The 14,326-nt window shown below is 69.0% G+C and carries 12 protein-coding genes; 3 read left to right on the top strand and 9 right to left on the bottom strand.

The annotated features are described in order from the left end of the window. Positions 1 to 28 precede the first annotated feature (28 nt). A complete protein-coding gene (locus OV287_RS22625; RefSeq protein ID WP_267536114.1) occupies positions 29 to 232 on the top strand; it encodes a hypothetical protein in 204 nt (67 codons plus the stop codon). A gap of 53 nt (positions 233 to 285) precedes the next feature. Here the strand turns inward: OV287_RS22625 and cysI are convergent, their stop codons facing one another. The 8 genes from cysI to OV287_RS22585 are packed head-to-tail and all read right to left on the bottom strand — an operon-like array spanning position 286 to position 8,716. Next, a complete protein-coding gene (gene cysI, locus OV287_RS22620; RefSeq protein ID WP_267536113.1) occupies positions 286 to 1,992 on the bottom strand; it encodes an assimilatory sulfite reductase (NADPH) hemoprotein subunit in 1,707 nt (568 codons plus the stop codon). 12 nt (positions 1,993 to 2,004) lie between these two features. After that, positions 2,005 to 3,822: an assimilatory sulfite reductase (NADPH) flavoprotein subunit gene (locus tag OV287_RS22615; RefSeq protein ID WP_267542394.1), complete on the bottom strand. Its 1,818-nt coding sequence runs from the start codon at positions 3,820 to 3,822 to the stop codon at positions 2,005 to 2,007. An 8-nt stretch (positions 3,823 to 3,830) separates the two neighbouring features. Continuing rightward, positions 3,831 to 5,489 (bottom strand): GTP-binding protein, encoded by a 1,659-nt coding sequence (locus OV287_RS22610; protein WP_267536112.1) that lies wholly within the window; start codon positions 5,487 to 5,489, stop codon positions 3,831 to 3,833. Continuing rightward, positions 5,490 to 6,407: a sulfate adenylyltransferase subunit CysD gene (cysD, locus tag OV287_RS22605; protein ID WP_267536111.1), complete on the bottom strand. Its 918-nt coding sequence runs from the start codon at positions 6,405 to 6,407 to the stop codon at positions 5,490 to 5,492. Then, complete coding sequence (cobA, locus tag OV287_RS22600) at positions 6,400 to 7,200, bottom strand: uroporphyrinogen-III C-methyltransferase (RefSeq protein WP_267536110.1); 801 nt, start codon at positions 7,198 to 7,200, stop codon at positions 6,400 to 6,402. The genes cysD and cobA overlap by 8 nt, the downstream gene beginning before the upstream one ends. Beyond that, positions 7,197 to 7,838 carry a precorrin-2 dehydrogenase/sirohydrochlorin ferrochelatase family protein gene (locus tag OV287_RS22595; protein ID WP_267536109.1) on the bottom strand — a complete coding sequence of 214 codons (642 nt, stop codon included), beginning with the start codon at positions 7,836 to 7,838 and terminating at the stop codon, positions 7,197 to 7,199. Before OV287_RS22595 ends, cobA begins: the two co-directional genes overlap by 4 nt. Next, the gene (locus OV287_RS22590) at positions 7,835 to 7,957 is read right to left on the bottom strand and encodes a hypothetical protein (RefSeq protein ID WP_267536108.1); all 123 of its coding nucleotides are present in this window, start codon (positions 7,955 to 7,957) and stop codon (positions 7,835 to 7,837) included. The genes OV287_RS22595 and OV287_RS22590 overlap by 4 nt, the downstream gene beginning before the upstream one ends. A gap of 21 nt (positions 7,958 to 7,978) precedes the next feature. Further along, on the bottom strand, positions 7,979 to 8,716 hold the full coding sequence (locus OV287_RS22585; RefSeq protein WP_267536107.1) for a phosphoadenylyl-sulfate reductase: 738 nt from the start codon (positions 8,714 to 8,716) through the stop codon (positions 7,979 to 7,981). Positions 8,717 to 8,996: 280 nt separating this feature from the next. Between OV287_RS22585 and OV287_RS22580 the strand changes: the two genes are divergently transcribed. Then, a complete protein-coding gene (locus OV287_RS22580) occupies positions 8,997 to 9,404 on the top strand; it encodes a VOC family protein (protein ID WP_267536106.1) in 408 nt (135 codons plus the stop codon). Between the two features lie 15 nt (positions 9,405 to 9,419). Further along, positions 9,420 to 10,226 (top strand): MOSC domain-containing protein, encoded by an 807-nt coding sequence (locus OV287_RS22575; RefSeq protein WP_267536105.1) that lies wholly within the window; start codon positions 9,420 to 9,422, stop codon positions 10,224 to 10,226. Here the strand turns inward: OV287_RS22575 and OV287_RS22570 are convergent. Next, positions 10,168 to 14,292: a protein kinase domain-containing protein gene (locus tag OV287_RS22570; RefSeq protein WP_267536104.1), complete on the bottom strand. Its 4,125-nt coding sequence runs from the start codon at positions 14,290 to 14,292 to the stop codon at positions 10,168 to 10,170. The two genes, OV287_RS22575 and OV287_RS22570, sit on opposite strands and share 59 nt — an antisense overlap. Between the last annotated feature and the right edge of the window lie 34 nt (positions 14,293 to 14,326).

Genomic DNA, 14,326 nt, shown 5'->3' with positions numbered 1-14,326 from the left:
TCCTCTGGACCTCAACTGGAGGAACGCAATGCTGCGAGACATGTTGCTCAAGAGCCTGGGGTTCGTTGCGGTCATCGCGCTGGTGGGATGTGGCGGCCCTGTGGACGAGGCCACGGAGTCCCACCTGACCAGCCAGGAGCAGGAACTGCTGCCCATGTGCAAGGTGGATGAGCCCAAGCCCTGTCCGGATGGGTACTACTGTGACGGCAAGACGTGCCGTCCGAACCTCTGAGCTGAACCTACGGAGAGGAGGCGGCGGGAATCGAACCCTCCGCCCAGAGGCGCTCACGCCCTGGCGGCGGGGACGGGACGCTCGACAGCCGGAGGCGGAGCAACCACTCCCGTGCGCACGGTGAAGTCACCGAATCCTTCTCCGGGCTGGCGGTCGCGGGCGAACGCGGCGAACAACGGCTCGAGCGCGGCCAGGATACCGGCCTCGTCGACGTTCTCGCGGTACAGGCGGTTGAGCCGCTGCCCCCGCTGGTCTCCACCTAGGAACAGGTTGTAGCGCCCAGGCCCCTTCCCCACGAGGGCAATCTCCGCGAGGTATGGCCGCGCGCAGCCATTCGGGCAGCCGGTGATGCGCAGCAGGATGTTCTCCTTCTCCAGCCCGTGGGCCGCCAGCCGCTCCTCCAACAGCCCCGCCACTCGCGGCATGTAGCGCTCGGCCTCCGCCATGGCCAGGGCGCACGTCGGCAGCGCCACGCAGGCCAGCGCGTTGCGCCTCAGCGGGCTCGCGCTCCGGAAGCTGGTGAGACCATGAGACTCCACCAGGGACTCGATGGCCGGCCGCTCCTCCGGCGGGATGCCCGCGATGATCAGGTTCTGGTTCGGCGTGAGCCGGAAGTCCCCCTTGTGCACCCGGGCGATCTCCCGCAGGCCCGTCAGGAACCGCTGGCCCTCGGTGTCCGCCACCCGGCCGCTGTCGATGTGCAGCGTCAGGTTCCAGCGTCCATCGTGGCCCTGGATCCACCCGAAGCGGTCCCCGTTGTGCTCGAACGCGAACGGCCGCGCTGGCTCCAGCGGATAGCCCAGCCGCTGCTGCAGCTCGGCGACAAACCAGGCGATGCCGCGATCCTCAATGGTGTACTTCAGGCGCGCGTGCTTGCGGTTGGTGCGGTCGCCGTAGTCGCGCTGCACCTTCACCACGTTCTCCGCGACTTCCAGCATCTGCTCGGGGCGGATGAAGCCGATGACGTCCGCGAGCCGCGGGAACGTCGCCGCCTCACCGTGCGTGGCGCCCATGCCTCCGCCCACCAGCACGTTGAAGCCAACCAGCTCCCCGCCCTCGATGATCGCGATGAAGCCCAGGTCCTGCGAGAAGACGTCTACGTCGTTGAGCGGCGGAACCGTGATGCCCGCCTTGAACTTCCGCGGCAGGTAGGTGGGGCCGTAGATGGGCTCCTCCTCGCCGCCGGCCACCTTCTCCTTGTCCAGCCAGATCTCGTAGTAGGCCCGCGTCTTCGGCAGCAGGTGCTCGGAGAGGCGGATGGACCACTGGTACACGACCTCGTGCGCCCGCGAGTCCACTGGGTTGGGGTTGCACATCACGTTGCGGTTGACGTCACCGCACGCGGCAATGCTGTCGAGCAGCACCGCCTCCATCCCCTTCATGGTGCTCTTCATGTCTCCCTTGAGCACCCCATGGAGCTGGAAGGCCTGACGCGTGGTCACCCGCAGCGTCCCGTTGGCGTACGTGCGCGCCAGCTCGTCCAGGGCAAGCCACTGCTTCGGCGTGCACACCCCGCCCGGCAGGCGGGTGCGGATCATGAAGCTGTAGGCCGGCTCCAGCTTCTGCTGCCGGCGCTCCTCGCGGATATCCCGGTCGTCTTGCTGGTAGCTGCCGTGGAACTTGATGAGCTGGGTGTCGGCCGGAGCAATGGCGCCGGTGAGCGGATCCGCGAGGCTCTCGGCCAGAGTGCCTCGCAGGTTCCGGCTGCGCGCCTTGATGTGCTCCACCTCGGAGAGGGCCGGGGTCGGATTCTTGCTCATGGTACTCCTCACTCAGTAGACGTCGCGCAGGTAGCGCTGCTGCTCGCGCAGGGATTCGAGGTGGGCCTTCGCGTCCTCGCGGCTCTTGCCGCCGTGGGTCGCGATGATGTCGATCAGGGCGTCATCCACGTCCGGGGCCATGCGCTTGGCATCGCCGCAGACGTACAGGAAGGCGCCGCCCTCCAGCCACGCGTAGACCTCACTCCCCTTCTCGCGCAGGCGGTTCTGCACGTAGACCTTCTGGCCCTGGTCCCGGGAGAAGGCGAGGTCGATCCGGTGCAGCGAGCCCTGCTTGACCGCCTCCTGCCACTCCACCTGGTAGAGGAACTGGGTGCGGAAGTGCTGCTCGCCGAAGAAGAGCCAGTTACGGCCGCTCGCCCCCGTCTCGGCACGCTCCTGCACGAAGGCGCGGAACGGCGCCACGCCCGTGCCGGGGCCGATCATGATGATGTCGCGGCTCGGATCCTTGGGAAGCCGGAACCGCTCGTTGGCCTCGATGAAGACGTCCACCGTGTCCTGCCCAGCCTCGCGCGTCGACAGGTAGTTCGAGGCGGCCCCCACGTGGCGCGAGCCAAAGGCCTCGTAGTCCACCACGCCCAGCGTGAGGTGAACCTCCTCCCCTACCCGCTTCTGGCTGGAGGCAATCGAGTAGAGCCGAGGCGTCAGGCGCCGCAGCGCGCCCACCAGCGCCTCTGCGCTCCACGTCCCGGGATGCTGGCGCAGCAGATCGATGACCTGGTGGCTGGCGAGCAGCGCGCGCAGGGCTTCGCCCCCTTCCGGCGTGAGCAGGCGCTGCAGCTCCGTGTTGCTGCTGGAGCGGGCGGCATGGCTCGCCAGGAACGGACGGCTCAGCCGGGTGATCTCCAGCTCCTCCGTCAGCCAACGCTTCAACGGCAGCGTGCGCCCCTCGCGGGACACGTCGGTGTCGCCATCGAGCCGCAGTTCGGAGAGCACCGCCGCGACCAACTCCGGCGGATTCCGGGGCACCACGCCGAGCGCATCGCCCGGCTCGTAGGTCAGGCCCGAGCCCTCCAGCGACAGTTCCAGGTGGCGGACGTCCTTGAGGGCCCCGCGCCCGGTGATGCGCTGGTTGCTCAGCACCTGGGACGGATAGGGATTCTCCCGGCTGAAGGTGGGTGGCACCTGCACGCTGCGCAGCGGCGTGATGGTCGCCAGCGAGGGCGCGGGCGCGAGCTCCTTCTTCGCGTGCTCCAGGGCCTGTCCCAGCCACGGCCCGGCCACCGGCTCGAAGTCCACGTCGCACTCGGCACGCGCGAACAGCCGCGTGGCCCCGAGCTCGGCGAAGCGCTCGTCGAGGACGCGGCCGATCTCACAGAACTTGGGGTAGCTCGAATCACCCAGTCCCAGCACCGCGAACCGGAGCTGGTTGAGCGCCGGAGCGCGCTTGCTCCGCACGAACTCGAAGAAGCCGCGTGCGTCGTCGGGGGGATCTCCATCCCCCTGGGTGCTGATCACCACGTACAGGAGCCGCTCGTTCTTCAGCTCGCGCACGGGGTACTCGCTGGCGCGGAAGCTGCGCACGGCGAGCCCGGCGGCCTCGGCCCGCTGCTTCAGGCGCTCGGCCAGCAGCCGGCTGTTCCCCGTCTGGGTGCCATAAACGAGGGTCAGCGTGCCCTGGGGAGCAGCCTGCACCGCCGCCGCTGGCGGAGCAGCCGGGAGCGTCCCCGGGAGCTGCCGGGCCGCAAGCCCAGCGAAGTAGCCGCTCAGCCACGTGAGCGACGAACCATCGAGCCCCTCGAGCAGTCGCTGCAGCAGCGCGCTCTTCTCCTCGCCCAGCGGTGTAGCCAGGGCGGGGACGGAGGCATTCATGGAAGAGGTCACGACCGGGTCTCCTGCGCGTCCAGGATCTGCTTCACCTGACGCTCCAGCTCGTGGGAGGGATCCAGCTCCAGCCAGGGGACGCCGGCGCCGCGGAGCTGGTCACGCAGCCCCAGCCGCGCCTGCGGAACGGGGGTGTAGAGGATGGCGAGCAGCCCCGCCTCGGCCAGCGCGAGAGCGTTCTCCGCGTCGCCACGAACGGTGACCACGTGCCTGCCCAAGTCGAACAGAGCCCGCTCCAGGCGCGGCGCCAGCGTCTGAACCTCCGGGGTGCCCGTCAGGAGGATGACCGCGCCCGACTGCCCCAGGCGCTCACGACGCTCCTCGGCGGAGATGAGCGAGCGGGCCTGCTGATCGCCCTCCTCGCCCGCCGCCCCGAGGATCATCCCCGCCGCGACCGTATCGTTGGTGAGCGGGTCGACGACGATGAAGGCGCCCGTCTTCCGGTTCTCCTGGTACGGGTCGCAGATGAGCGGCCGCTTGCAGACGAGGCGAACCTTGCCGATGTCGTTGAGCGACAGGGACTCGGCGGGCACCTCGGAGAGCGCCTCCAGGTCCTTGCGCCAGAGCACCTGCTCGACGTGGGCCGGGACGTACTTCGAGGTGTGCTTCACGAGGTAGCGGCGCGAGGTATCCAGACGCTCCTCGCCAAACCACACCAGCATGGCCTCCAGGTACTGGAGCGCCACCGGAGCCTTCTCCACATGCGCGATGAGATCTCCCCGGCTGACATCCACCTCATCGGCCAGGCGCAGAGTCACCGAGGACGGCGCGCTGGCCTCCCCAAGGCTGCCTTCGAAAGTGTCGATGGCGGCGATGTGCGTGCGCCGCTTCGAGGGGAAGACGACGACCTCGTCCCCCACGCGCACGGTGCCGGAGGCGATCTGCCCCGCGAACCCGCGGTAATCCAGGTTCGGCCGCAGCACGTACTGCACGGGGAAGCGGAAGGGCGCGCCATCCAGCCGGCGCTGGTGCGGCAGCGACTCCAGCCACCCGAGCAGCGTCTCACCGTCGTGCCAGGGAGTGCGGGCGCTCGGCAGGGTGATGTTGTCACCCGCGCGTGCGCTGATGGGGAAGTAGCGCACCTGCTCGAAGCCGAGCGTGGAGGCGAACGCGTTGAACTCCGTCGACAGTCGCTCGAAGACGGCGGGGTCGAAGTCCAGCAGGTCCATCTTGTTGATGGACACCGCGAGGTAGGGAATCCCCAGCAACGAGGCGATGTACGCATGGCGCCGCGTCTGCGCGAGGATACCCAGGCGCGCGTCCACCAGGATGACCGCCGCGTCGGCCGTGGAGGCCCCGGTGGCCATGTTGCGCGTGTACTGCAGGTGTCCCGGCGTATCGGCGACGATCACCTTGCGCCGGCGCGTGGAGAAATAGCGGTACGCCACGTCGATGGTGATGCCCTGCTCGCGCTCGGCACGCAGCCCGTCCGTGAAGAGCGAGAAGTCGATCTCCTCGCCCGCACTGGCGCGCTTCACCGCCGCCACCTGGTCCTCGAACAGACCATTGCACTCGTACAGGAGCCGGCCGATCAGCGTGGACTTTCCATCGTCCACCGAGCCCACCACCACCAGGCGCAGCAGCTCCTTCTCGTAGTGCTCGGCGAGGAAGCGCTGGAGGTCACCCTTGTCTTGCAGCTGCAGTGCGGCGGTCATTTAGAAGTACCCCTCGCGCTTCTTGAGCTCCATCGAGCCTTCTTCGTCGTGGTCAATGAGCCGGCCCTGACGCTCGGACACGCGGGCCTCCATCATCTCGGTGATGATCTCCTCGACATTGCTGGCCGAGGACTCGATCGCTCCACTCAGCGGGTAGCAGCCCAGCGTGCGGAAGCGCACCCGCTTCATCGTGGGACGCTCGCCCTCGCGCAGCCGCATCCGCTCGTCGTCCACCATGATCCACTGGCCCTTGCGGTCCACCACCGGGCGCTCGGCCGCGAAGTACAGCGGGACAACGGGGATGCGCTCCTTGAGGACGTAGTGCCACACATCCAGCTCGGTCCAGTTGGAGAGCGGGAAGACGCGCATGCTCTCCCCCGCGTCGATGCGGCCGTTGTAGAGGTTCCACAGCTCGGGCCGCTGCTTGCGCGGCTCCCACTGACCGTGACGATCACGGAAGGAGTAGACACGCTCCTTGGCGCGGGACTTCTCCTCGTCGCGCCGGGCTCCACCGAAGGCCGCGTCGAAGCCGTTCTGCGCGAGCGCCTCGAGCAGCGACTGCGTCTTCATGGCGTGCGTGTACTTCTGGCTGCCATGGTCGAAGGGGTTGATGCCCTCGGCGATCGCCTTCTTGTTCTGGTGCACCAGCAGCTTCAGCCCGTGTTTCGCCGTGAAGCTGTCGCGGAACGCGTACATCTCCCGGAACTTCCAGGTGGTGTCCACGTGCAGCAGGGGGAACGGCAGGGGCGCCGGGTGGAAGGCCTTGCGCGCCAGGTGCAGCAGCACCTGCGAGTCCTTGCCAATGCTGTAGAGCATCACCGGGTTGGCGAACTCGGCCGCCGTCTCGCGGATGATGTGGATGCTCTCCGCCTCGAGCACCGCCAGGTGCGAGAGCCGTGCGGACAGGGTTTCACTCATGACCAGCCTCCGCCTTCAAGAACTGCTCGCGCTCGGACACCAGGGGCCGCGACTCAACCAGCGAGCGGAGCTGGGAGCGCAGGGAGACGACTTCGCCCACCACCAACATAGCGGGCGATCCGACAGAGGATTCACGGGCCCTTGCCGCGATGCCCGCCAGCGGAGCCTCGAGCACCCGCTGGTGCTCCCAGGTCCCCGCCTCGACGATGGCCGTAGGAGTATTCGGAGAGCGTCCCGCCGCGATGAGCGCCAGCGTCGCCTCCTCCAGCCTGCTGCCCGTCATGAACAGCACAAGGGTCTCCGCCCGGGCCAGGTGCGCCCAGTCCGGCGCCTTGCCGACCCGATGCGCGGTGGCGAACGTCACCGAGCCCGACATGCCCCGGTGGGTGATGGGAATCCCCGCAGCCGCGGGAGCCGCCACGCCGCTGGAGACGCCCGGCACCACCTCGTAGGCGATGCCCGCCTCTTCCAGCGCGAGTGCCTCCTCACCACCCCGGCCAAAGACGAAGGGGTCTCCCCCCTTGAGTCGCACCACCGAGCGACCGAGCCGCGCCTGGGAGATGAGCAGCGCGTTGATCTCCTCCTGGCGCACCGACTCTCCCCCACCCTCCTTGCCAACGAACAGCAATCGGGCCCGAGGCCGAGCGTGCTTCAACACCTCGGGGTGGATGAGCCGGTCGTAGACCACCGCGTCCGCGCCCGCGAGCAGTTGGGCCGCTCGGAGCGTGAGCAGACCGGGATCTCCAGGACCCGCGCCCACCAGGTACACCTTGCCGTTGACCTGCTTACTCATTGCTTCTCTCCAAAAGTCTCCAGCGCGGCACGCACCCTCACCCAGGCGGCCTTGCGCTCACCCCTCGTCAGCAGCTCCCCGGCCTCGCCCTCCACCAGCTGCTTCAGCAACCGCATCCGCTCGGCGCCGGCGGGCAGCCGCTTGCGGAGCCATCCACTGAGCCGAGCGAGCTGCACGTGCCCGGGCTCCACCTGCTCCAGGAACTGCTTGCGCAGGCGCCGGGCCAGCGAAGGGGCCTGCCCGGAGGTGGAGACCGCCACCACGATGGGGCCGCGCCTGCCCACCGAGGGCAGCGTGAAGTCGCACAGCTCCGGTATGTCCGCCGCGTTCACCCAGATGCCGAGGCCGCGCGCCTCGTCCGCCACGGCCTCGCTCACCTGCCGGTCATCCGTGGCCACGAACACGACGTGGTGCCCGCGCACGTCCCCGGGCACATAGGGCCGCTCGGTCAGCTCCAACCGGCCCTCCTCCGCGAGACGGCGAATCACCTCGCTGACCCTGGGGGCCACCACGTGCAGCACCGCGCCCGCATCGACGAGCTGCTGGCTCCGCTCGTCGGCAATGTTCCCGGCCCCGATCAGGAGGACTCGCTTGCCTCGCAGCCGGAGGCAGACAGGGAAGTCCACGTGCGTGCTCACGACGAGGCCACCTGACTCTTGCGCAGCAGGAGGAACCGCTGCCAGGAGGAGCCCACGATGATGGCCTCCACCCGGGCGGTCAGGAACAGGGTGAGCTCCGCTGGAGTGAAGGAAGGCATGACCTCTCCTCGGGCGTGAGGCTAGCGGCGGACATGCAGCCCGCACTCCCGGTGCTCGGGGGACTCCCACCACCAGCGGCCGGCGCGCTCGTCCTCGTAGGGCTTCACCGCGCGCGTGCAGGGCGCGCACCCGATGGAGGGGTAGCCCCTATCGTGCAGCGCGTTGTAGGGCACACCATTGGCCTTGATGTACGCCCACACTTCCTTGGTGTTCCACCGCACCAGCGGGTTCACCTTGATGAGCCCGTGATCGGTATCGGCCACGATCGCCTGGACCTCCGTGCGAGTGATGGACTGCTCCCGGCGCAGCCCCGTCACCCAGGCCTCCCGGCCCGCCAGCGCGCGCTGCAGCGGCTCCACCTTGCGGATGCCGCAGCACTCCTTGCGCGCCTCGATGCTCTGCTTGAACGAGAAGTACCCCTTGGTGGACTCCAGGGACTCGACCCGGGCGCGCTCCGGGAAGTACGTCTCGATCTCCACGCCGTAGCGGCGGCGCACCACGTCCATCACCTCGTACGTCTCCGGCGGCAGCCGGCCCGTATCCAGCGTGAACAGGCGCACGCTCGGCGCATGCGTGCGGGCGAGGTCGATCAACACCATGTCCTCCGCCCCGAAGCTGGAGGCGATCGCCGCGCGCGCACCGAACCGCTTCTCGACCCAGGCGAGCACCTCCTCGGCGGGAGCCTCGAGCAGCTCCGCCGTCGTGGCACGCAGCTCTTCCTGCGACAGAGCGAGGGACAGGGATGTGGACTGAGACATGGCGGTTCCCTGAACGAAAAAGAGCCCGTCACCTCTCGCGAGGGCGGGCCGCACCAGCGGGGAAAAAGGTCAGTGGGCGCAGCACCTCCCGAGCGTTCAGGAGGTGGAGCGTCATCGTGCGGCTACTAGTAACGCCGATGAGTTCCATCCGTCAAGGTGGACACAACGCCAATATGGCGGATGCCCATCTGGGGTCCGGTGCACAGAGGATTTCACGACGCATTGACCCAGAGAAGACGACTGGATAGAAGCCCCGGCTCCACACAACCTTGGAGGTCAGATGATCCGCCGTGTCACCCACGTCACCATCTATGTGAAGAACGACGACGAGGCGCTCGCCTTCTTCACGGGCAAGCTCGGCTTCCAGAAGAAGATGGACAGCTCGATGGGTCCGGGTGGCCCCCGGTGGATTACGGTCTCGCCGCCAGGCCAGTCCGACTTCGAGCTCACGCTCCTCAACCCGGCTACCTGGCTCAAGGGCGAGGAGGCGAGCCTCGCCTCGGGGCAGATCGGCCAGCAGCCGATGATCATCCTCGACAGCGACGACATCGACGGGGACTACCGCACGCTCAAGGCCGCGGGCGTCACCATCGACCTGGGCGTCCGGGACCTGCCCTGGGGCCGGGATCTCATCTTCCGCGACCTCTACGGCAACCGTTACAACCTGGTGCAGTCCAAGCCGGGATAGGGCAGAAGAAGCCTCGTGCCGACCCTGACCTCCATCACCATCTATCCCCTCAAGTCGAGCGCGGGGCTGCCGTTGACCCGCGCCACCGTGGAGCCGATGGGGCTCCAGCATGATCGCCGGTGGATGGCGGTCCGCCCGGATGGCTCCTTCATGACCGGACGCGAGCTGCCCGCCCTGGTGCGGGTGCGGGCCGAGCCCGGTCCCTCGGGCCTCCACCTGTCCGCCCCAGGCATGCCCGGGCTCGAGGTGCCCCTGCCACCTGCCGGAGCGCCCCGCCTCGACGTCACCGTCTGGGACGACACCTGCTCGGCCGCCCGCGCCCACGCCGATGCGAACCGGTGGCTCTCCGAGTACCTCGGCCAGCCCACGCTGCTCGTGTACGTGGACGAGCGGATGCAGCGGCCGGTGGATCCGAAGTACGCCGCCCCAGAGGATCGCGTCGGCTTCGCCGATGGCTTCCCCCTGCTGCTCATCTCCGAGGCCTCGCTGGCGGACCTCAACCAGCGCCTGGCCCAGCCCGTGCCGATGAGCCGCTTCCGTCCCAACCTCGTGGTGAATGGCTGCGATGCCTTCGCCGAGGCCGGGTGGAAGCGGCTGCGCATCGGCACCGTGGAGCTGGCCGGGGTCAAGCCGTGCGCCCGCTGCGTCTTCACCACGGTGGACCCAGAGACGGCCCGCGCCGATCCCCAGCAGGAGCCCCTGCGCACGCTGGCCACCTACCGGCGCATGGGACCCAAGAAGGGAGTGATGTTCGGCCAGAACGTCATCGTGCGACGCCCGGGGGAGATTCGCGTGGGGGATGCGGTGGAGATCCTGGAGTAGGCCGGAGCGGGGTGAGCAGGGCCCGGGCCTCCTGGAGCTCCGGCACATCGAGGTCCGGAGCGAACCGGCCACACAGGCGCTCCAGCCTGCGCCGTGCCGCCTCCGGGTGTCCCGTGTCCCGGAGCTGGCGCGCCAGGGCCACTAGCGCACGCAGCTCGAAGAGGTGGGCCCGCTGCCGGTGGGCGACGGCCGCGGCCCGGAGCAGACTGTGCCTCGCGTCCTCCTCGTTCCCGGCCACTCGGAGCAGTTCTCCCTGGAGCCGGTACAGCTCGGACTCGAACAGACGCGCTCTCGTCTCCTCCACAAGCCTCAGCGCCTCTCGCACCTTGGCCAGCCCTTCCTCCACCTGCCCCAACAGCAGGGACACATCCGAGAGAAGATAAAGGTAGTAGGGCATCAGTACCCTGGCGCCCAGCTCCCGCATCATTCCAATACCAGCCCGCATTGCTTCGAGCCCTTCCCGTGTCCGCCCGAGCCTGCACAGCGCCCACCCCTGAAGCCCCTTGGCGAAGGCCAGCAGGTGTTGGAACAACCTTCCGGTGGCAACAGCCGCGCCTTCCTCGGCCCACTCCAGGGTGCACGGCACCTCGCCGCGAAGCTGGCAAGCCGCGGACAGATAGACCAGCGCCGTCCCCCGGGTGGTGGGGCCCGGACCCCGGACCACCTCGATCAGCTTGTGACTGAAGCGCTGGGACACCCCAGGCCGGGCCTGCACCAGGTGGGCGAAACAGGGAATCGCCAGATCATCCACCCACTCATCGGCCGACATGTCATCGATGATGACCAGTGACCCATCGGGGTGGGGGTCCACGAGCCGCAACGCCTGTTCGCCGTACTCCAGTGCCCTGTCGAGCGCTCCTTCGTAGAAACAGAGGCTCGCCAGCATCCGGTAGCCTTGAGCCACCAGCCTCGGGTGCCGCCACTGCCGGCCCAGTGCCAGGAGCTGCCCGGCCAGCTCGTACGCCTTCTCGAACCTCGCTCCCTCGATGAAGTAGGCACCCAGCCCCATACACAGCAGATTGAGTTCTGGAAGTGCCTCCCCCGCCAGAGGGAGCAGTTCCAGCGCGCGCTCATAGGTCCGCGCCACCTCGGGTGAACCGTAACCCTGTGTGCTCATCAACAGGACACCGAGGCCACTCAGCAGGCGCATCTCGTCCTCGACCCGCTTCGCCCCCTCCGGGAAGCTCGGTACCAGCGTCAGTGCCTGCTTCAAATGGGAGCACGCCTCCAGACTGGCGGAGCGCAGGAGGGCGAGCTTCGCGGCAAGCTCCCAATGGTGCATGGCCAGCGCATACTCCCCTGCTTCCGTGTAGTGATGCGCGAGCACCTCGGGACGCGTCTCCACCACGTCCGGGAACCCCTCCACCAGGGCCTGGGCCACGCGCCGGTGGTGCTGCCGCCGCAGGCCACGCGGGAGTGACTGATAGGCCGCCTCCTGGATGAGGGCGTGGCGGAACTGGTACTCATCCGCGCCGGGCTCCTCCCCCTTGCGTTGCAGCAGCCCCGCCGAGACGAGCCCCAGGAGGTCCTCCCGCAGCGTGGCCTCGACCCGGGCCAGGAGCCGCACGAGCAGGGGACGAATGAAGTCGCGCCCGATCACGGCGCAGAGCTGTGCCAGTGTCTTCTGCCGGGGAGGGAGCGCATCCAGCCGGGCCAGCAGCAGCTCGTGCAGCGTGACGGGGATGGTGGACAGGTTGCCCGTGAAGGATCGCTCGAGCACCATGCGCGTCATCTCCTCCACGAAGAGCGGGATGCCATCCGTCTTCGCCACGAGCTGCTGGATCGTCTCCTCGGGCAGGCTCGTGCCCCGAGCGGCCTCCCGCACCAGGGCCGCCGCGGACTCCGCCGTCAGCCGGTCGAGCACGAGCGGATGGAAACCCGGCCGTAGCGGCCAGGCTGGCTGGAACCCGGGGCGGGCCGTGAGAGCCAGCAGGAGCCCCGCCGTCGCGACGTCCCCTCCCAGGAGGCCGAGCAGCTCCAACGTGGAGGGGTCGGCCCAGTGCAGATCCTCGATGACGAGCAGCACCGGCCGCTCCTCGGCCATCCGCAGGAACAGGAGCTTCAGGGCCTCGAGCACCTTCCGCTTGCGCTCCTTCTGGTGCTCCAGCGCGGCCAGCAGGGCGGAAGGCGCGGTGGCATCGGGCGAGGCGAGCAGCGCGGCGATCTGCCGTCCGTGCTCCGGAGGCACACCGAGCCCTTCCAACCGCGCATCCACCGCGCGCGCCCCGGGCTGCGAGAGCCCCTCCGGTCCGAGCCGGAAGAAGCGCCGCAGCAGTTCGAAGACCGGATGGAAGGCGCTATTGCGGAAGGGCTCCCAGCACTGGCCGAGCAGGAGGTGGCTCGACTCCGGAGCCACCCGCTCGCGCAGTTCCTGGATGAGGCGGGACTTGCCAATACCGGCCTCGCCGCTGAGCAGGACACACGCCCATTGCCCCCGCCGCGCCCGCTCCCAGAGGCCCATCAACCGCTCCAGCTCGTGCTCCCGCCCCACCAGCGGTGTGAGCCCCCCGGCCACGAGCGTCCGTTCGAAGCGGGAGACCGCCCTCCTCTCGCGCACCACCCGGTACACCTCCGCCGGGTGGGTGCCGGGGGGCTCGGTCTCGAAGGCTCCCCGCACGAGCTTCCACGTGGTACCGCTGAGCACCACCCCACCGGGCCCGGCGCTCCGCGCCAATGCAGCCGCCACCCCTGGAGCTTCACCCTGGAGGGTGGGCATCCGCCCCAGCCCCTCCGAGGCGAGCGCATCGAACACCACCGCATCCGTATGGATGCCCACCGCCACCGCGAGTCCGGGATGGGACAGCCATGGTCCTTGTGTGGGGCGCTCCCGTGTCAGGTGGAGCCCCGCGCGCACCGCCCGCTCCGAGTCATCCTCCCGGGCCGTGGGGTAGCCGAAGCAGGCCAGCACCTCGTCACCCACGGACAGCGCGATGGCGCCGTCGTACCGCTGGAAGACCTCCGCACACCACCGTTGGAAGGCCGCCTGGAGCTCGCTGAGGTCCTCGGGATCGAGCCGCTCCCGGCCGTCGGAGGAAACCACGAGCCCGCAGGACACCAGGGTGACCTGCCGGCGCTGAGGGGCCACGAGTGCCGGGGTCTCACGCCAGGGCCCGAGCGCTTCCTCCAGCCGGCTCAGCCGCTCCCGCAGCTCGGACGCGCTGCCCAGACGCCGTCCGGGCACCTTGGCCAGCAGCTCGGCCACGAGCCGCTCCACCTCCCCGGGTAATTCCGGGACGCGCTCGAGCACGGATGGTACCGGCTCGGGAGACGTCACCCGCTCGCGCAACTCCTGGAGCGAGATGAACGGATAGGGCAGCTCGCCGGTGAGCAGTTCGTACAGCATGACGCCCGCCGCCCAGAGATCAGTCCGCGCATCCTGCCCCTCGCCCCGCCACTGCTCCGGTGCCATGTACGCGGGCGTTCCGGCCGTGGGCAGATGGGGAACGAGCGGGGACTCACCCGACATCAGGTGCGCCAGGCCGAAATCGAGCAGCTTCACCCTGCCCTCGCGGGTGATGAGCACGTTGCTCGGCTTGAGGTCGCGGTGGACGATGTGGTGCGCATGGGCATGCGCCAGACCCGAGGCCACGGCGCCCAGGATCTCCAGTGCCCGCCGCAGCCCCGGCCTCTCCCGCCGCAGCAGGGAGGCCAGGGACTCGCCCTCGAGGAGTTCCATCACCAGGAAGGGAACCCAGGGCTCCCAGGGCGCACCGCCCCACTCGGCGACATCGAAGAGCCGGACGATGTTCTCATGATCGAGCCGCGCGATGGCCCGGGCCTCCTCCCACAGCGGCGAGCCCGGCAGTTGCCCGCCTCGCGCGCTCCGGGGCAGCAGGAACTTGAGGGCCACCTCGCGCGCCAGCTCGCAGTCCCGGGCACGGAAGACCTGTCCCATCGCGCCCCCGCCCAGCTCCTCGAGAATCTCGAACCGGTTCCCTTCCCTCCCCCCCATCCGGGTCCCGGGCAGCGGAACGCGAAGTGGCGCCTCCACCCGGGCCACCTCGGACAGGAAGGAGTCCTCGAAGTCCTCATTCTCCTCCGGGACAAGCTCACCGGGTGGGAGCACGGTCCCTTGCTCCCCCTCCTGGCGTTCTACCTCG

It is taken from the genome of Archangium lansingense (assembly GCF_026626635.1).
In the GTDB taxonomy this organism is placed as follows: Bacteria; Myxococcota; Myxococcia; order Myxococcales; family Myxococcaceae; genus Archangium; species Archangium lansingense.
The sequence above is the reverse complement of the archived record's forward strand: the minus strand, read 5'-3'. Positions and strand labels throughout refer to the sequence as shown.